This is a genomic window from Pseudomonas sp. T8, assembly GCF_024610635.1.
In the GTDB taxonomy this organism is placed as follows: domain Bacteria; phylum Pseudomonadota; class Gammaproteobacteria; order Pseudomonadales; family Pseudomonadaceae; genus Aquipseudomonas; species Aquipseudomonas chlororaphis_I.
Genome location: NZ_CP102374.1, coordinates 693,622 through 712,294, shown reverse-complemented (window position 1 = coordinate 712,294; position 18,673 = coordinate 693,622). Strand labels below are relative to the sequence as shown.

General features: G+C 57.0%; 12 protein-coding genes and 1 pseudogene. 8 read left to right on the top strand and 5 right to left on the bottom strand.

All coding sequences use genetic code 11. From position 1 onward, the window contains the following. The first annotated feature begins 536 nt into the window (after window positions 1-536). The 7 genes from NRG23_RS03095 (at window position 537) to NRG23_RS03065 (ending at window position 7,865) form a co-directional block, all read left to right on the top strand. Window positions 537-1,697: an ABC transporter substrate-binding protein gene (locus NRG23_RS03095; RefSeq protein WP_081361010.1), complete on the top strand. Its 1,161-nt coding sequence runs from the start codon at window positions 537-539 to the stop codon at window positions 1,695-1,697. A gap of 86 nt (window positions 1,698-1,783) precedes the next feature. Then, on the top strand, window positions 1,784-2,821 hold the full coding sequence (locus NRG23_RS03090; protein WP_081361008.1) for a branched-chain amino acid ABC transporter permease: 1,038 nt from the start codon (window positions 1,784-1,786) through the stop codon (window positions 2,819-2,821). Then, window positions 2,818-4,620, top strand: coding sequence for an ATP-binding cassette domain-containing protein (locus tag NRG23_RS03085; protein ID WP_081361007.1), 1,803 nt, complete (start codon window positions 2,818-2,820; stop codon window positions 4,618-4,620). The genes NRG23_RS03090 and NRG23_RS03085 overlap by 4 nt, the downstream gene beginning before the upstream one ends. 5 nt (window positions 4,621-4,625) lie before the next feature. Further along, window positions 4,626-5,390, top strand: coding sequence for an ABC transporter ATP-binding protein (locus NRG23_RS03080; protein WP_081361005.1), 765 nt, complete (start codon window positions 4,626-4,628; stop codon window positions 5,388-5,390). A gap of 70 nt (window positions 5,391-5,460) precedes the next feature. Beyond that, entirely contained in the window at window positions 5,461-6,390 is a 930-nt protein-coding gene (locus NRG23_RS03075; protein WP_321576115.1) for a 2-dehydropantoate 2-reductase, read from the top strand. An 11-nt stretch (window positions 6,391-6,401) separates the two neighbouring features. Further along, the gene (locus NRG23_RS03070) at window positions 6,402-7,166 is read left to right on the top strand and encodes a class II aldolase/adducin family protein (RefSeq protein WP_110176523.1); all 765 of its coding nucleotides are present in this window, start codon (window positions 6,402-6,404) and stop codon (window positions 7,164-7,166) included. A gap of 222 nt (window positions 7,167-7,388) precedes the next feature. Further along, on the top strand, window positions 7,389-7,865 hold the full coding sequence (locus NRG23_RS03065) for a MarR family winged helix-turn-helix transcriptional regulator (RefSeq protein ID WP_023965213.1): 477 nt from the start codon (window positions 7,389-7,391) through the stop codon (window positions 7,863-7,865). Window positions 7,866-9,204: 1,339 nt separating this feature from the next. Here NRG23_RS03065 and NRG23_RS03060 read toward each other — a convergent pair. The 4 genes from NRG23_RS03060 to NRG23_RS32755 form a co-directional block, all read right to left on the bottom strand. Continuing rightward, the gene (locus tag NRG23_RS03060) at window positions 9,205-9,378 is read right to left on the bottom strand and encodes a hypothetical protein (RefSeq protein WP_155296127.1); all 174 of its coding nucleotides are present in this window, start codon (window positions 9,376-9,378) and stop codon (window positions 9,205-9,207) included. A 164-nt stretch (window positions 9,379-9,542) separates the two neighbouring features. After that, complete coding sequence (locus NRG23_RS03055; RefSeq protein WP_124315283.1) at window positions 9,543-9,845, bottom strand: hypothetical protein; 303 nt, start codon at window positions 9,843-9,845, stop codon at window positions 9,543-9,545. A 294-nt stretch (window positions 9,846-10,139) separates the two neighbouring features. Then, the gene (locus NRG23_RS03050) at window positions 10,140-15,662 is read right to left on the bottom strand and encodes an Ig-like domain-containing protein (RefSeq protein ID WP_257373720.1); all 5,523 of its coding nucleotides are present in this window, start codon (window positions 15,660-15,662) and stop codon (window positions 10,140-10,142) included. A 273-nt stretch (window positions 15,663-15,935) separates the two neighbouring features. Beyond that, window positions 15,936-16,121, bottom strand: a complete 186-nt coding sequence (locus tag NRG23_RS32755; protein ID WP_371923056.1) for a hypothetical protein — start codon at window positions 16,119-16,121, stop codon at window positions 15,936-15,938. Between the two features lie 593 nt (window positions 16,122-16,714). Here NRG23_RS32755 and NRG23_RS03040 point away from each other — a divergent pair. Beyond that, on the top strand, window positions 16,715-17,083 hold the full coding sequence (locus NRG23_RS03040) for a hypothetical protein (protein ID WP_124315285.1): 369 nt from the start codon (window positions 16,715-16,717) through the stop codon (window positions 17,081-17,083). Here the strand turns inward: NRG23_RS03040 and NRG23_RS03035 are convergent. After that, window positions 17,061-18,098: pseudogene (locus NRG23_RS03035) on the bottom strand (linear amide C-N hydrolase). The gene NRG23_RS03040 and the pseudogene NRG23_RS03035 sit on opposite strands and share 23 nt — an antisense overlap. Between the last annotated feature and the right edge of the window lie 575 nt (window positions 18,099-18,673).

Genomic DNA, 18,673 nt, shown 5'->3' with positions numbered 1-18,673 from the left:
GGCGCCATTGGGTAAATCCAAGATGACGAATTATTACGTGAATTGTCAATTGAATTAGGCGATATTTTTTGCTGTCGAAATTGGTGCAAATTTCCAGTAAATGCACCGAAGTCGAGCATTTCAAAAAAATCTAGATTGAGGCAAATTCATCTGATAACTAATTGTTTTATAAGGATAATTTTGTTTGGCTAAAATAAAGATGGATCCAATCAAGCCGTCAGGTCGCGATTTAAACGCGGAGTTATCAAGGTTGATAAAATTATTTTTTAGACGCCTTTTTTGAGATTTTTTAAACGATTTTTTATCAAAAAAACACATGCATTTTTTCACTGTAAGGCGTTGAATTTGCTGGCGGCATCGCCTTTCAAAACGGCCGGTTACAACGCTGTGAAATAACCGGTCAAAGGCCTTTTTCCAGCGAGCTCCGAGCTGGTGCAGGCAAATTCTCTGGCATGCAATCTGCAAATCCGCCCTTTGCCAGCCCGCCAGAGAGCGGCCGGCTTACCGAATCAGCCTTGCCCCGGAGATCGATCGACATGCTCTTCAAGAAAGCTCTGCCTGCTGTGATGTTCGGTGCTCTTTGCGCCACCTGCGTTGTGCCCCAAGCGGCCTTCGCCGAAGTCAAGATTGGCGTGATCACCTCCGCGACCGGCCCTATCGCGCTGGTCGGCATCCCACAGAAAAACAGCGTGTCCCTGATGCCGACGAAGATCGGTAATCAGACCGTGCGCTACATTCCGCTGGACGATGGCAGCGACCCGACCGCATCGGTCAAGGCCTTCAAAAAGCTGATAGACGAAGAGCACGTGGACGCGATCATCGGTCCGAGCGGCTCGCCCAACGCCATGGGAGTCATCCAGTTCGCCACCGAATCGGGCACACCCATGCTCGCCCCGGTGGGCACCGCCGCCGTAGTGCTGCCCATGACCGAACAGAAAAAATGGGTATTCAAGACCACCCAGAACGACGACCTGATCGCCCAGGCGCTGGTGGAGAACATGGTCAAGCGCGGGATCAAGACCCTGGGCTTCATCGGAACCGCAGACCCCTATGGGGAAAACTGGGCAAAGGTGATGGCGGTGCAATGCGAGAAGCATGGCATCAAGATTGTTGCCAGTGAGCGTTTCCAGCGCCAGGACACGTCCGTGACGGGGCAAAGCCTGAAACTGCTGATGGCCAAACCCGATGCAGTGCTCGTCGCCGCCCCCGGCAGCTCATCGGTGATGCCACAAACCACGCTGTTCGACCAGGGTTACAAAGGACAGATGTATCAGACTCACGGAGCGGCGTTGGATGCCTTCCTGCAATTGGGCGGCAAGAAAGTCGAAGGCACCATTCTCGCCGCGAGCCTGATGCTGGTGCTCCCGGAAATGCCTGACAACCACCCCTCCAAACCCGTTGCCCGGCGATACATCGACGCCTACACCAAGGCCTATGGCTCTGCGCCGGCGACTTTCGGTGCCAACGTCTATGACGCCGGCCTGCTGCTGGAAAAAGCCATTCCCGTTGCAGAACAGAAAGCCCAACCCGGTACACCCGAGTTTCGCGCCGCCCTGCGCCTGGCGCTGGAAAACACTCACGAGATGTCGGGTACCCAAGGCGTTTACAACATGACACCCGAGGATCACAGCGGCTTCGATGAGCGCGGCCGCGAGCTGATCACAGTCAAGGACGGTCGCTGGACCTTGCTCAAGTAACCAGAGACGGCGGACAGGGCAGGTGCTGCTCATCCGTAGCACTTGTCGCGTCAACACACCCGCTCAGCCTACAGAAGAGAGTGCTCATGAATTTCCAGATAGCCATGCTGCTGGGCCAGGACGGCGTCACCAACGGTGCCATCTATGCCCTGTTGGCGCTGTCGATCCTGCTGGTGTTTACCGTCACCAGAATCCTTTTGATCCCCCAGGGTGAGTTCGTCACCTATGGTGCTCTGACCATGGCTGCCATTCAGGCCGGTCATCCGACGCCTCTGGCCTGGTTACTGCTGGTCCTCACTCTGATCGAATGCGCCCTGGACCTGGTTGCCCGCTGGCGTGCGGGAAAAGGCTTGCGCATCGATCGACAGATGATCGTGAAATGTAGCTACGCCATCGCGCTGATCATTGCCATGCGCAACCTGCCCCTGGCCACTTTGCCCGTAGCGTTCCAGGCGCTGTTGACCTTGTGCCTGGTGGTTCCATTGGGGCCGCGCCTGTATCGATTGTTCTTCCAGCCGATCGCCGGAGCCTCCGCACTGGTGCTGCTGATCGTCTCGATTGCCGTGCATGTGGCGATGGTCGGGATCGGGTTGCTGGTGTTCGGCCCGGAAGGCGCACGCACCACGCCGTTTTCCCAGGCAGGCTTCGAAATCGGTCCGGTGACCCTGAACAGCCAGACCTTGTGGGTGCTGATCATGTCGGTGACGCTGATCTTCGCCCTGTTCCTGTTCTTCGGTCGCAGCCTGTATGGCAAAGCCTTGCAAGCCACTGCGGTCAACCGCACCGGCGCTCGCCTGATGGGGATCTCGCCGGACATGGCCGGCAAGACAACGTTCGCGCTGGCGACCTTTATCGGCTGCCTCTCAGGGATTCTCATCGCCCCGATCACCACGCTGTACTTCGATTCGGGCTTCCTCATCAGCCTCAAGGGCTTCGTCGGCGCCATCATTGGCGGGCTGGTCAGTTATCCGCTGGCGGCTCTCGGCGCGCTGGTCGTCGGGCTGGTCGAGGCATTTTCAATGTTTTGGGCCAGCAACTATAAGGAGGTCATCGTCTTCACGCTGATCATCCCCTTCCTGCTTTGGCGCTCACTCAAAAGCCACCATGTGGAGGAAGAGACATGAAGTCGCGCTACCTGATTATGCTGTTTATAGGTGCCTTGATGTTGGCACCGCTAATTCTGCCGACCTTTCAGGTTACTTTGCTCAACTACATCGGACTGTATGCGCTGGTAGTACTCGGCTTGGTTCTGCTAACCGGGGTGGGTGGCATGACCAGCTTCGGCCAGGCCGCCTTCGTTGGACTCGGGGCCTACACCAGCGCCTACCTGACCACAAGCGCACAACTGCCGGCGTGGCTGGCATGGGCTGGTACCTCACCATGGCTAACATTGGTAATCGGTATTGTTTTCACCGGACTGGTGGCGTTAATACTCGGTGCACTGACCCTCAAACTGTCCGGTCACTACCTGCCACTAGGCACTATCGCCTGGGGTATTTCCCTGTACTATCTGTTCGGTAACCTTGAGGGCTTAGGGGGCCAAAGCGGCATCACCGACCTGCCACCGATCACCTTGCTGGGCCTGAGCCTGGACAAGGGCGAGAAGGTTTTCTATCTGATCTGGGCCATCTTGCTGGTGGCGATGCTGATCACTCACAACCTGCTGAACTCCCGTGAAGGCCGGGCCATTCGTGCGCTCAAGGGCGGTCAGGTGATGGCCGAGTCGATGGGCGTCGACACCTTTCGCGCCAAGCTGGTGATCTTCCTGATCTCCGCGGTATTCGCCGCCATTTCCGGTTGGCTCTACGCCCATACTCAGCGCTTCGTCAATCCGACACCGTTTGGCTTGAACATGGGTATCGACTACCTGTTCATGGCTCTGATCGGCGGGGTCGGCAGCGTCTGGGGCGCCCTGCTCGGCGCGGGCGTTCTGACCCTGCTCAAACAATGGCTACAGGACTGGTTACCAGCGCTGGTCGGTAGTGAAGGCAACTATGAAACCATCGTCTTCGGCTTGTTGATTGTACTGTTGATGCAACGAGTACCAGGTGGGCTGTGGCCACTGTTAACCAAGCGACTGCCGCTGTCCAGCAAGCCCTCACGGGCGTTGCTCAAAGCCGAAGTCGAGGTTCCGCCCCTGTCCCGGCGAACGCCCCCCAAAAAAGGCGACCTGATCCTCGAAGCCCGACAAGTGACCCGCTCATTTGGCGGCCTGGTGGCTAACCAGAACATGAACCTGACATTGCGAGCGGGAGAGATCCTGGCTCTGATTGGCCCCAACGGCGCCGGCAAGAGCACACTGTTCAACCAGCTATCCGGGGTCGACATACCCACCTCTGGCGATGTGGTGTTCATGGGCGAACGCATCAATGGTGTGCCCTCCCGACAAGTTGCCCGTATGGGCATGAGCCGGACCTTCCAGCATGTCAAGCTGCTGCCCGGCATGAGCGCACTGGAGAACGTCGCCATCGGCGCACACCTGCGTGGTCACAGCGGTATCCTGGCCAGCTCCCTGCATACCGAGCGCACTGAAGAGTCTCGTCTTCTGGCCGAAGCCCACCGACAACTGGAGCGTGTCGGTCTGGGAGACTACCTGTACGAAGAAGCAGGCAGTCTGGCCCTGGGGCAGCAACGCATCCTCGAGATCGCCCGCGCCTTGTGCGCCGACCCCGTACTGTTACTGCTCGACGAACCTGCTGCTGGTCTGCGCCTGAAGGAAAAACAAGCCCTCGCGGAGCTGCTGCGCAAGCTGCGTAACGAAGGCATGGCGATCCTGTTGGTCGAGCACGACATGGACTTCGTCATGGGGCTGGTCGATCGCATTACGGTCATGGAGTTTGGCCAAAAGATTGCCGAAGGTCTGCCTGAAGCCATCCAGAGCAATCCGGCGGTACTGCAAGCCTACCTCGGCGGAGCGGAGTGAACCTTATGCACAACAACTCAGTGAACAAACCGCTACTGGAGGTCAAGGATCTCTGCGTGGCCTATGGCAAGGTCGAGGCGCTGACCCAGGCGAACCTGACGGTCGGCGAGGGCCAGATCGTCACGGTGATCGGCCCCAACGGGGCCGGCAAGACCACCCTGCTCTCAGCGATCATGGGGGTACTTGGTTCCAAGGGCCAGGTGTGTTTCGACGGCACCCTGGAAAGCGTGCCGGAAGTCGAGATTCTGGTTGGACGCGGCCTGGGATTGGTCCCGGAAAAACGCGAACTGTTCTCCACCATGAGTGTTGAAGACAACCTCAAGCTGGGCGGTTTCATGCGCTATCGCAAAGGTGACCGTTATCAGGACTCAAGCCTGATGGAAATCTACAGCCTATTCCCCCGATTGCTGGAGCGTCGCAAGCAGGCAGCCGCAACGCTGTCGGGAGGCGAACGGCAGATGCTTGCCGTCGGCCGCGCGCTGATGGCCAAACCAAAACTGCTGATGCTCGACGAGCCAAGCCTGGGTCTCGCACCACTGATCACCCGAGAGATCTTCCGCATCATTACCGACTTGCGTCGTCAGGGCGTATCAATCCTGCTGGTCGAACAGAACGCCCGAGCGGCTCTGCGGGTAGCAGACTACGCCTATGTACTTGAGACCGGACAGATAGCCATGCAAGGTCCGGCAGCCGAGTTGGCCGACGACCCACGGGTGGTCGAGGCCTATCTGGGAGCGGCCAGTAAACACCAGGAAATGCTAGCCAGCTAAGGGGGCCTCAATGCATATAACTGCAGCTCTTAGAGTGTGCATCGTCGGGGCCGGCGCCATCGGTTGTACCTTGGCCGCCCGCATCGCTGCCAGCGGCCAGACAGTCAGTGTCCTGGCCCGTGGCAAGACCCTGGAGGCCATCCGCGACGGCGGCATCGTCCTGCATGATCTGGATGGCGAACATCATGTCCAGGTAAAGACTGACAGCGACTGTAGCCAGTTGGGCGAGCAGGACGTGATCTTTCTGTGTACCAAGGCTCAAGCTCTGAACAGTCTGCTACCGATCCTTGGGCCGCTGTTAGGACCCGAAACAGTGGTGGTACCTGTCGTCAATGGGGTGCCCTGGTGGTATTTCCATGGCGAGACCGGACGCTTCGCCGGACGACGAGTCAATGCGGTAGATCCAGATGGTGTGCTGCATGACGCTCTGGACCTACGACGCATCCTGGGTTGTGTGGTGTTCATTACCGCCGAGAGCGAATTACCCGGGGTAGTCCGTTGCGGCAACCCGCATCTGATGATCCTCGGCGAACCCGACAACAGCTTGAGCGAGCGCCTGGAAAAGGTCCGCGCGCTGCTCGAACAAGCCGGTATCAACACGCGCTCCACTGACCGTATTCGTGATTCGTTATGGACCAAGATCATCGCCAATCTGACTTCGAACCCACTCTCGGTAGTCACCGGCGCGACCCTGGAGCAGATCTACAGTCACCCGGACCTGCGGCAGACCGTGCGCAAGATTCTCGACGAAGCTCTGCTTACCGCAGCCGCCTATGGAGCCAGAGTCGACTATGACCCGCAATCGCTCATGGAAATGGGTGCCGGCAAGGGGGCGGTACGCACGTCCATGCTTCAAGACTACGGCCAGGGCCGCCCGCTGGAACTGCTCGCCATTGGCGACGCCGTGATCGAGCTGGCCACGCTGCAGGGCCTGAGCATGCCCGTCACCCAAGACATCATCAATCTCGCGCGGTTTCGCGCCCAGTCTCCCCTTTCTTGATCGAGGCCTGCATGAACAACACCGAATTCACTCAGCCAAGCCATTGCAGCGACGAAGAATGGAGCCTGCGGGTCAGGCTCGCCCAGTGCTATCACCTTGTGGATTGGTTCGGCTGGACAGAAGCAATCTTCAATCACATCTCCGCACGCCTGCCTGGCCCCGCCCACCATTATCTAGTGAACCCATTCGGCCTGAACTACACCGAAGTCACACCGCAGAACCTGCTCAAGGTCGACCTGCACGGCAAGAAGCTAGAGCCTTCTGAATATGATGGCAACCCCGCCGGCTTCGCACTGCACAGCGCGGTGCACGGCGCTCGCGATGACATCCAGTGCTTGATCCACACCCACACCACGCCCATCTCGGCGATCGTGCAGAAGAAGGCTGGTTTCGGTCATCACGACTTCTATGGCGCGCAGTTGCATGGGCGCGTCGGATATCACACTTTCGAAGGCATCACCCTATTCGATGATGAAAAGCAACGTATGATCCAGAGCCTAGGTGACAAGCACATTTTGGTACTGCGCAATCATGGCATAGCCGTGGGCGAGAGCAGCATCGAGAAAGCACTGTTTCTACTCTGGACCGTGCAACGGGCCGCGGAAAACCAGTGTGCGGCAGGAGCCTTGGGGGGCGAAGACAATCCACTGCCGGAGGACATCAGTGTCAAATGTGCCGACCTCACCGCCATGCTCATCCGTGAGAGTGGTTTTGCCGACAAGTTCTTCAAGGCAATGGTCCGCAAAATGAGTGCTGAACGCGGCCTGATCTGGTAAGGCTTGACGCTTGCGACTCTGTATCAACAGGATCGGCTGCGAATGCTGAGTTCCGCGCCAGAAGCCCTGCCAACATAAATTCGCTTGCTCGCTCCATCTCTGCTCCTTTCTGACGGAGCAGAGATGGCTGAATGCTCTGCCCTCAGGTGTGAGGGCCAAGGTGGATGCCGGAATTACGGGAAAAGTCTATGATTGCGCATCGTTTCACAATCAGAGCGCATGATGAGCAACCCGAAAAAACTTCGCAGCCGCTACGACCCCGCCAGCGAGGAATTCAGCAAAGAGGAATTTCCCTTCTATTGGCTGGCGATGGTTCACGGTCGGTACAGCCAATGTATGGAAAAGGCCCTGAAGAAAATCGACCTCGACATTCCGCGCTGGCGGGTCTTGTTCATTCTCAAGGAAAATGGGGAGTCGAGCATTTCGGAGATATCCACTCACGCCATTGCCAAGCTGTCGACCATAACCAAAATCGTTTACCGCATGAAGGACGACGGTCTTGTAGACACCGCTCCCTGCGTCGAAGATGGCCGTGTCACCCAGGTTCGTATCACGCAAGCTGGACGTACGGCCATAGAGCGAATTCAGGATGGCACCCGGGATCTTTTCAAGCGCAGCTTCTCCGGGTTGACCGATGCACAGATCCAACGCCTGAACCGCCTGCTGGAGACAGTCTTCAACAACCTCGAGGACTATTGATTACGGTCAAGAGTCCCCTGTTCGGTAGGTGTCGCTGTATTGTTTGACTATTCACCATTGCCGCGTCCTTGGCTAGTTCGCATAGGTCACGGCAATGGTTGGAACAAAGCCCATGTTAAATGGAATAACGTACTGTGGATGAGTTCGACAGCACCGTGCTATAGCCGAGTTGAAGGAGAGCAAAAGTGCCCCAGACAGAGAGCGTGGTAACACATTAGTGGCCGTTTGAGCATGCTGGACTGGCCCCTAGCAAATCGGACACCATTACCCCGTTAAATTGATGCTGCCGCCAAGCACCTAAACTCCCGTGCAAGGCTGAACTTGTTACTCGCTTTCTGGAGTGCCTGGGATATGGAGCAGCGAGCAGCAGCTAGACGCGCCTTGACCCCAGTCCTGTTGACCGTGCTTGCGTAACCCGGGGCGATTCACGTCAAAGAGCTCCGGGAGTCTGGATTGTTGGGGAAGTCGATACAAAGAGCTCGTTGCTCCCCTACTCTCCCCTCAGCCACACCTAGAGAGTATCGCAGATACCTGATGAAGCCACTTGTACGACAAATCGCGCTGATTACCGGCGCAGCACGGGGCATCGAACGGACGAATCGGGGTCATCGATGTACTGAAGGGAAGTCTGACGATATGACACTTGAGGAAATGCTCACCCGCTCGGCAGATCTACAGAACGAGATCCTGCTACTGCTCGAAGACATCCCCACACATCCCGGCGAGCGCTTTGAGGCTTCAATGGCTTTCTGTGGAGTCGCCCTAGAGCATGCTCAGGCACTCCGCATCCTGTTCGAACATTACACCGCCAGGAGCCCTTAACAGGGCGTGACCTGCTACCACCTCATGAGCTGGGTTGGCCAGCAGATGCGGCGGTAGATGGTTGAATGCCTTATATCTGGGCTATCGGGTGTTCCCGCACCATCGCTGGTTGTTACCCCGAACTTGCCAGACGTTCAAAGCACGCTTGGCATGGTTCAACCACAAGCTTACGCCTGATAAACAGCCTCATGCCCTAGCGCCGCAACGCGGTAAATGGTCTCACCCCGACGAATGGCCCGAGTCCATCGATGCCAGCGTGTTACGCAGTGTGCTCGCGACGCTCAACAGCTACTATGGCCTACTCGCCCAAGGCAACCACCTGCGCTTGCGCCAGCAGTTCTACCATCAACACTTGGGGGCCTTAAAACGCTACTTCATACCCGGCGACTCGCAATACAGTCATCTGAAAATAAAGCAAGTCTGGCAAGAGCCGGGACAGCATTGGCCACCATAGGCGAGTGCAAACCGCTCTTTATCTTTGTAAATCCGCAGGACGAGTCAGGCGGCGGCGTAAACCTCAACGCACACACGCCACCTGGTTGGTATTGTTGTCGTTGTTGTTCGCGTTGCCATTGTTCAGGTTGACGTTGTAGTGGTTGCCCATGCCGTTCGGCGTACTGGACCAGTAGTTGTTGTTACTGCCCCCGCACTGGCCGTTGAGCACACAACACTCGCCATCCCGACCGACCATACTGCCTGCCCTCTGAACCCGGCTGTTCGCCTTGCGACGTAAGCCCCTATGCAACGTGATGCCCCTGCGGGTACGCCACGTGGGGCAGGCCGGTTACGCTCCCAGGCCCTACCGGGCCACCGTAACGGCCCGGTCCTTTGGACGCCGGCTTGCGCCAGCGAGCATTAACCTTCACCGCCTGACTCGGCCTGCGGACTTGATACAGCCAACCCTTGCCAACGCGCCAGCCACTGCATGGCCTGCATCGGCGTACAGGTTGCCAGTGCCAACTGATTCAACTCCTTCAATATTTGTTGTTGCACCATCACCAACGTGCCCTCGGTCGTCCCCTCCCTGCCCGACGTAGCAGGCGTCGACGACTGCGTCGCCAGGGCCTGCTGCGCCACGCACCATCCGCGCAAGGCCACCTTATCCAAACCGCCGGGGATGTGCAGTTGCAGCCCCCACGGCTGTTCCTGCACATTCAAGGGAGGCACTTGCGCAGCCAGCCACGCCTGAAAGGCCGTATCCGGTAACCCGCCATACAAAACAGCTCACCCCTGAAGCTTCTTAACCTCCCGACACAATACTTTCAAAGGTTTGCCCTGCTGGCAAACCAACCCAAATGCGCATCATAAAAGCGCACGAACATACCCTCTCGAAAACAGGCCACCCATGTGACGGACTCACTCAACTGTAAACGTTCGCCAATTTCCATATCGATTCCGTCACTCAAAAGAAGCAAAAGTAAAAGCATATATAAAAACTAAAAACTAAAACCCTCAACGCACACACGCCACCTGGTTGGGATAGTCGTCGTCGTAGGCGTTCTCGTTGCCAGTGTCCATGTGGCCGTAGTAGTGCATGCTCTTGCTGTACTGCGTACTGGACCAGTAGTAGGTGCTACGGCCCCCGCACTGGCCGGGGAGCGGCCAGCCATACACCGAACACATTTCGCTATTAGATGGACGACCTACCGTAGCCTGCCCCCAAAGAGCTTTGAGTTCATTCTTCGTAGGCAGGCGAGCACCATTCGCCTTGCAATGGGCATCAGCCTCATCCCAAGTCATCAGGTCAGGAGTCAGTTGTATCCACCCATTTATCGCAAAGGTGGTGTCCACAGTGCGCTCGCTGCCATTGATGCTGGCTTTCACTGTATTGCTGCCCGGCACGGTACTGGTCAGCGTCATGCTGGCCACGCCCGAAGCGTTGGTGGTCGCGGTGGTGGCGGTCAGTTTGGCCCCGCCGGATTCCACGCTGAAGGTGACGGCCTGAGCCGGTACCAGGTTGCCGTTGGCGTCGGTGACCGTGACTTGCACCACGTTCTGCGCCCTGCCGTTGGCCGGCTGCTTGTCGGTGGTCATCACCAACGCACCGCTGGCAATTTCAGCCGTACCGACATCCGCCACAAAGGTGGTGTCCACAGTGCGCTCGCTGCCATTGATGCTGGCTTTCAAGGTGCTGCTGCCTGCCTGGGTGCTGGTCAGCGTCATGCTGGCCACGCCCGAAGCGTTGGTGGTCGCGGTGGTGGCGGTCAGTTTGGCCCCGCCGGATTCCACGCTGAAGGTGACGGCCTGAGCCGGTACCAGGTTGCCGTTGGCGTCGGTGACCGTGACTTGCACGCTGTTGGTGTCAGTGTTGTTGGCATTGGCACCGTCAGCCAGAACAATCAGGCTGCCCGCGGCGATTTCAGCCGTACCGGCATCCGCCACAAACGTGGTGTCCACAGTGCGCTCGCTGCCGTTGATGCTGGCTTTCAAGGTGCTGCTGCCCGCTTGGGTGCTGGTCAGCGTCATGCTAGCCACGCCCGAAGCGTTGGTGGTCGCGGTGCTGCTGGTCAGTGCTGCTTTACCAGACTCCACGCTGAAGGTGACGACCTGATTGGGTACCAGGTTGCCGTTGGCGTCGGTGATCGTGGCTTGCACCACGTTCTGCGCCATGCCGTCGGCCAGCTGGTTATCGGTGGTCATGACCAACGCACCGCTGCCAATTTCGGCTGAGCCGGCATGGGCGATAAAGGTGCTGTTGACGCTTTGAGTGCTGCTACCCACGGTGGCGGTGACCACGCTGATGCCGGCGGTGGTGCTGGTCAAGGTCATCGACACTTTGCCGTCTGCACCTGTCGTGGCAGTACCTGGGATCGTCGCACCATTGGTCGCGGTGAACTTCACCTCGGTATTAGGCACCGGGTTGCCATTGGCATCGGTCACCGTCACTTGCACGCTGTTGGTGTCAGTGTTGTTGGCATTGGCACCGTCAGCCAGAACAATCAGGCTGCCCGCGGCGATTTCAGCCGTACCGGCATCCGCCACAAACGTGGTGTCCACAGTGCGCTCGCTGCCGTTGATGCTGGCTTTCAAGGTGCTGCTGCCCGCTTGGGTGCTGGTCAGCGTCATGCTAGCCACGCCCGAAGCGTTGGTGGTCGCGGTGCTGCTGGTCAGTGCTGCTTTACCAGACTCCACGCTGAAGGTGACGACCTGATTGGGTACCAGGTTGCCGTTGGCGTCGGTGATCGTGGCTTGCACCACGTTCTGCGCCATGCCGTCGGCCAGCTGGTTATCGGTGGTCATGACCAACGCACCGCTGCCAATTTCGGCTGAGCCGGCATGGGCGATAAAGGTGCTGTTGACGCTTTGAGTGCTGCTACCCACGGTGGCGGTGACCACGCTGATGCCGGCGGTGGTGCTGGTCAAGGTCATCGACACTTTGCCGTCTGCACCTGTCGTGGCAGTACCTGGGATCGTCGCACCATTGGTCGCGGTGAACTTCACCTCGGTATTAGGCACCGGGTTGCCATTGGCATCGGTCACCGTCACTTGCACGCTGTTGGTGTCAGTGTTGTTGGCATTGGCACCGTCAGCCAGAACAATCAGGCTGCCCGCGGCGATTTCAGCCGTACCGGCATCCGCCACAAACGTGGTGTCCACAGTGCGCTCGCTGCCGTTGATGCTGGCTTTCAAGGTGCTGCTGCCCGCTTGGGTGCTGGTCAGCGTCATGCTAGCCACGCCCGAAGCGTTGGTGGTCGCGGTGCTGCTGGTCAGTGCTGCTTTACCAGACTCCACGCTGAAGGTGACGACCTGATTGGGTACCAGGTTGCCGTTGGCGTCGGTGATCGTGGCTTGCACCACGTTCTGCGCCATGCCGTCGGCCAGCTGGTTATCGGTGGTCATGACCAACGCACCGCTGCCAATTTCGGCTGAGCCGGCATGGGCGATAAAGGTGCTGTTGACGCTTTGAGTGCTGCTACCCACGGTGGCGGTGACCACGCTGATGCCGGCGGTGGTGCTGGTCAAGGTCATCGACACTTTGCCGTCTGCACCTGTCGTGGCAGTACCTGGGATCGTCGCACCATTGGTCGCGGTGAACTTCACCTCGGTATTAGGCACCGGGTTGCCATTGGCATCGGTCACCGTCACTTGCACGCTGTTGGTGTCAGTGTTGTTGGCATTGGCACCGTCAGCCAGAACAATCAGGCTGCCCGCGGCGATTTCAGCCGTACCGGCATCCGCCACAAACGTGGTGTCCACAGTGCGCTCGCTGCCGTTGATGCTGGCTTTCAAGGTGCTGCTGCCCGCTTGGGTGCTGGTCAGCGTCATGCTAGCCACGCCCGAAGCGTTGGTGGTCGCGGTGCTGCTGGTCAGTGCTGCTTTACCAGACTCCACGCTGAAGGTGACGACCTGATTGGGTACCAGGTTGCCGTTGGCGTCGGTGATCGTGGCTTGCACCACGTTCTGCGCCATGCCGTCGGCCAGCTGGTTATCGGTGGTCATGACCAACGCACCGCTGCCAATTTCGGCTGAGCCGGCATGGGCGATAAAGGTGCTGTTGACGCTTTGAGTGCTGCTACCCACGGTGGCGGTGACCACGCTGATGCCGGCGGTGGTGCTGGTCAAGGTCATCGACACTTTGCCGTCTGCACCTGTCGTGGCAGTACCTGGGATCGTCGCACCATTGGTCGCGGTGAACTTCACCTCGGTATTAGGCACCGGGTTGCCATTGGCATCGGTCACCGTCACTTGCACGCTGTTGGTGTCAGTGTTGTTGGCATTGGCACCGTCAGCCAGAACAATCAGGCTGCCCGCGGCGATTTCAGCCGTACCGGCATCCGCCACAAACGTGGTGTCCACAGTGCGCTCGCTGCCGTTGATGCTGGCTTTCACTGTATTACTACCCGGCACGGTACTGCTCAGCGTTGTACTGGCCACACCCAAGGCATCAGTGAGCACTGATTTGCTGCCTACCGTCGCGCTGCCCGCCTCAACTGTAAATGTCACTTCCTGACCGGACACCGGATTGTTGAGGGCGTCAGTCACAGTGGCTTGCACCGTAATCGGTGTGGTGCCATCTGCCGGTGCATTATTGTTTGCTACGCTCAGTGCGGCAATGAACTGGTACGCCGAAAAGCTCATAGGTACATCAAAGCTACTCGCCGCCGCGCCACTGCCGTAGCTGACGTGCAGGGCCATGTCCCCCGCCTGGACATTCGTCACCTGGACCGAGACTTTGCCCTGCGCGTTGGTTGTTTCGTTGAGTGTGACGTCGCCCGCACTGCGTGCGGGCGCGTTTTTACGCGCATTGGCTCGCGAACTGACGGAGGTCAGCATCGCTCCTGCCGATGCACTGAAGGTTACGGCCTCGCCTTGCAGCGGCGCACCGCTACCATCCTGCATCGTGATGGTGACTTGATTGGTCTCAGTGCCATTGGCCGCAGCACCATTATTGTCCACCACGTGCGACACGCTCACACCACTGACGCTGGTGACGATCGAGGTGCTGATACGGGCCGTGCTATTGCCATTCACATCCCTGGCGATCGCGCTGACCAGATAGGTGTTGACCGCAGGTGGGTAAGTAAAATTCAGGGCCAGCTTGTTGGTCGGATCAGGCGTCGCCGAACCGCCAGCGGCTACCAGGGCCGAGGTATCCCACTCGATGGCGGCCAATGGGTACTTACTGGTCAAACTGGCGACCAGCGTATCGGCACTGCTCCCGACACCGGTTTTGGTCGGCAAGCTCATGTTCAACAGCACTTGTTTTTTGTAATCCAGAACGATGTTGTTATTACGTTCCACCAAATCCAGGCGACTGCCCGCCACCGAGCGCATTGCCGCCACGGCTGATGGGTCAACCTGTTTGGACAGTGGCTCGCCGAAACGATAAGTAAATCCCAGTTTAACCTGGGTATCACTCTGCCCGCCGGACCCAGACTTATGATCAATACCCCAGGTCATCAGAGGGAACGGCGTATGTTCTAAACCGACAGTCACTGCCTGAGGGTCGCTCTGGCGATTATTTTTGCCAAATAGCCCCACGTCTTTACCGTAGTACTTCTCGTACATCAACTTGCCCCCCAACTGAGGGTAAGACGGCAGATAAGCCTGGGCGCGAATATCAAAGCCATTGGCCGGACGCTCATCGTAATCGGCAAAGTCTCGCGATTGACGCCAATTGGACAGGCGCATGTAAGAGTTGGCGGCCAGTTTCAGGTTGTCATGAAAGGCTTCTGCACCGACGCCCAATCGACGATTATGGTTCGTCACATCCACATCGTAAAAAGCGTTCAGGCCCAGCAGCCACTTCTCCGTCATGTGATGACGCACACCCGCGCCAAAGTTCAGCGTATTGCGGCTGTCCTGGTTGCGCCCGCCCACTTGGGAGAACAACAGCGTCTGCTTGGTATCCGCAAGGGGCACCAGGATATCCACGGCACTGCCGTACAGATTGCCCTTGTCATCCACATTGATTTGCGCACGAGCGGTACCAAACTGGTTTAACCAGGCCTGCGCCTCCTGATTCATCGCGCCCACCGCGGCCCCTTTGGCCATCGATGCTGCGTCACGGCCCGCGTTGTCCGAGGCGACAATCCCGCCCAACTGCTTGACGACGCCGACATAGGCTCCCTCAGCCTTTTCAGGGTCGGGCCTTGATTTAACCGCGACCTGCGCTGGACCCGCTGGCACCACTAGCTCATCGCCAACCGTTAACTCAGAGAACGGCTTATTAAAGGTAGGGAGTGCGTTGAGCTTTTTCAGTTCAGTCAGCGTCAAGCCGTATTTTTTGGCAATCGACGACACCGACTCGCCCGCTTTTAAGGTGTAGAGCTGCGTCCCGGAAAAAGCCCCAACGCTTGCACCCTCCGAATTCAACAGCGGCGCCGCTACCGCGCTGCCCACACCAAACAACTGCAAGCTGAGGCAAAGTAACGCCGTACGCCGAAAGGAAGACTCGCCGTGCTGAAAGAAGTTGGAGGTATCAGAAGCGGAGGGATCGCAGGGTGTTTGCGTTGTTCTCTTGCTTGGAATCATATTAGCGCTCACAGAGCCTCCCCTCCCATACGGAAGTTAATCGAAGGCTATATCAGTTAAATTTTGCTCGGCCTTACGCGAGTTCGCAGCCAAGGATTGATTGTGCTGGCAGCGTGCCGGGTGACAGAGTCGACAATCAAAAAGCCGTATCTATTGCAAGCCGGCATACGCACGACAAAAGCGTCCCCGCTTGAGGTTAAAACATAAAGCGGAACACTGATGGGTAGATACGGAAATCCGCATTTTCTGTACCAGACGCCATCCCGAGTCGTATTAAACGCTGCGAGTAGCAAGAACAACTTTGTTGTCACGCAGTGTATACGTAGTTACGCCACGTACTTGAGCGGTTACCACATGCGCAGTCGATAGAAGACTATCAAGCCTTGCTACCGCGGAACCGCTCGCCAGAGCTGCCACGGTAAACATAAAGCCCATTTCAATCAGCTGGCTGGTTTTCATTTATTTATCTCTATATATCCGTGCATTGCTACCTTCAATAAAGAAGCAGAATATTTTAGCGTGAACCCTTGCATTCCACGGAAGAGATTAAACCCTACATCACCAGCTCGAAAAATCAGGACTTTCCCATCAATGCATCAGATAAATCCTACAACCCATAGACATACTTCCTACAGGCCAGCGTGGCCAACTCCCATGAATTAAAACCGAGAGCAATTCTCGGCAGCACCCAAAAAACGTGAGCGTGCAGTGTGCTGCAAAAGAACAATTTTAGTGGTCGAAGGCCGTTACGAGCAGATCGAGCTACGGAACCAGTCGTGTACTCGAGACCACGAGCTTCGCCAGCCTCTGGAGGATCTTAAAAGCGGAGCAGCCGCTCAGGGACAGGAACTGGAACACAGCCTTCAGTTGCCCAGTGATATTCCAGGCGTCCAGGCCAAGGGCACTCTGCCCCCAAGTCGGAGTCGCCAGCTCGGATGCCTACTACCACGTAACCAAAAGTTCAGAGGGCCTGGAAAGCCTGGGTATCCATGGCCACTGACATCGCGTCTACGCCCACTATGACCGATGGTCGCGCAAGGGGGGAGGACTGGTTGAAACTGATGACCTCACTTGCCAGGGATGCTGACTTAGAGCATCTGATGGTGAATGGCAGCATTGTCCGCATTCACCAGCATGGCGCTGCAAAAAAACAGCACAGGCTTTCGAGGCCACAGACAAGTCCCGAGGCGGTTTTTGCATCAGGATTCACGCAACAGTGGATGCCCTGGATAACCCGCTGCGCTGTTAACGCGGGGCAGGCTTCGGAATATGAACAAGCCACAGCACCGTTTGAGGGCTTCACATCCAAGGCCCTCCTGACCGACAAAGGTTACGACTCTGAAGCCTTCGTCGGTGCGATCCAGAGCATGGGAGCTCAGGCAGGATACGGAAGACGGCTTAATGGAGTCCTTCGAACTTGAAGGCGGGCATCACCTTGAATTCACTCGATACCTCTCCAGAAAACGTATTGGATTGATCCACTCCCAGGTCTAACTTTTTTGTGCTACCGGTACTACTGGAAAAATCTATTTTCTTCAAATCAACCCAGAACGTATTAGGTGTTAGCGCAGACTCAAAAAAGTACAGTTTCCGCTTGTGGTCAACGACTGAACGCTAATGGGTGGATGAGATATTGGGCTCGCCTGGCGTCGAGATGCCATAAGGTACGGAAACATTTCTGATAACACTGAATACGCTGGCCAGCGCCACTTGTGGGTTTTCGGACTTGGGAATTGCATTGACGTAAAACGATGCTCTTGCAAAGCGGTCAGCCGCGCGATTAGACCCAGGTAACATGACCGTCCCACCAATAGCTTTCCAGTATGAGTTTAGCGCCAGTTGTTCGTTGAATGTCGGAGAGTTGGTCATCACCTGGAAAGTTCTATCATGGTGAATGACTTGTTTGCCTTTAATGTATTCGATAATGGCGCTGTCCCCTGATGCATCGGATATAGACAGGTGGAGGGTCGCCAAACGACTGTCCCCAGGCACCATAGAAGTGACCAGGGTAAACGGCTCATTCTTCAGAGCATCAACAGCTTCAGCCACGGTACCGTAATTATCCAGAGCGTATTGAGCCCACGCGGCAATAGTCAAGCCAGGCTTAGCGCTATTGGGGGCTGGATATTCTGATTCAGCCAACCACAGCAGGTTGGCAGCCAACCCTGCTTCATTGACACCGTCAGTCGTTGCAATGTCATAGCCCGAGGCTACGACACTGCCATACTTCGATACCCACTTGATCGAATTTTGCCCTACTTCTCCGCTGCGCCGCATACCATTAGGGAAAACCCACAAGTTTGTCGCCACATCGGTCTTCCAATCCATTGATCGAGCAGTAATAACATCTTGATTGTCACCCAGGTAGACTAACCGAGTGCAGGCGTGCACGACAGTCGTATTTAAACTTATTACCAGTGAAATCGGTGGTGCGATAGTTTTGGGACAACACCCGGTAACCGGCACGTAAAATAGTCGGGTGTTCAAAGAGGTATATCCGATAGCCCAGACAACCTTGAGCATTGAACGTTTCCTTAGAGGCCGTATCAAATCCACCGACGTCCGCTTCGCCGGAGAGAGTCCAACGGTCCGTCAGGTCGGATTGCATCCGTAAGCCAATGAATGGATCAGTCCAGTTTGTTTCTTTCTTGGTACTGAAGCCAACGGAGTTGACATCCAGCTTTGTCGAAAGCTTTGTCCAGCGCGCACCAACCGTGGGTTTGACGCGCTAGCTACAAGGCTCACCGAAAATCGTAGTACCTCCCAGCGCCTGCTCATAAACACGGTAATACATGCCAGCGGCAATGGTGCTCTGGGTGATGGACAGTCCTACTCTCTGACCAAGTACTCTCTCAGACTAGCTCGTATTTAGATAGACGCCATCGATATAGAAGCCGAGGGTGCGATTGGTGGCTTCCAGATTGCCCATGAAGACAGAGTTCAGGTTATTAAAAACCTCTGAGAACGGCACATCGACTTTTGTATCCACTCCCGCTAGCGAGGCCTGGCCT

Coding starts and splice junctions, on each gene's coding strand:
- NRG23_RS03095 (WP_081361010.1), top strand. CDS start 537: ATGCTCTTCAAGAAAGCTCTGCCTGCTGTGATGTTCGGTGCTCTTTGC.
- NRG23_RS03090 (WP_081361008.1), top strand. CDS start 1,784: ATGAATTTCCAGATAGCCATGCTGCTGGGCCAGGACGGCGTCACCAAC.
- NRG23_RS03085 (WP_081361007.1), top strand. CDS start 2,818: ATGAAGTCGCGCTACCTGATTATGCTGTTTATAGGTGCCTTGATGTTG.
- NRG23_RS03080 (WP_081361005.1), top strand. CDS start 4,626: ATGCACAACAACTCAGTGAACAAACCGCTACTGGAGGTCAAGGATCTC.
- NRG23_RS03070 (WP_110176523.1), top strand. CDS start 6,402: ATGAACAACACCGAATTCACTCAGCCAAGCCATTGCAGCGACGAAGAA.
- NRG23_RS03065 (WP_023965213.1), top strand. CDS start 7,389: ATGAGCAACCCGAAAAAACTTCGCAGCCGCTACGACCCCGCCAGCGAG.
- NRG23_RS03060 (WP_155296127.1), bottom strand. CDS start 9,378: ATGGTCGGTCGGGATGGCGAGTGTTGTGTGCTCAACGGCCAGTGCGGG.
- NRG23_RS03050 (WP_257373720.1), bottom strand. CDS start 15,662: ATGATTCCAAGCAAGAGAACAACGCAAACACCCTGCGATCCCTCCGCT.
- NRG23_RS32755 (WP_371923056.1), bottom strand. CDS start 16,121: ATGAAAACCAGCCAGCTGATTGAAATGGGCTTTATGTTTACCGTGGCA.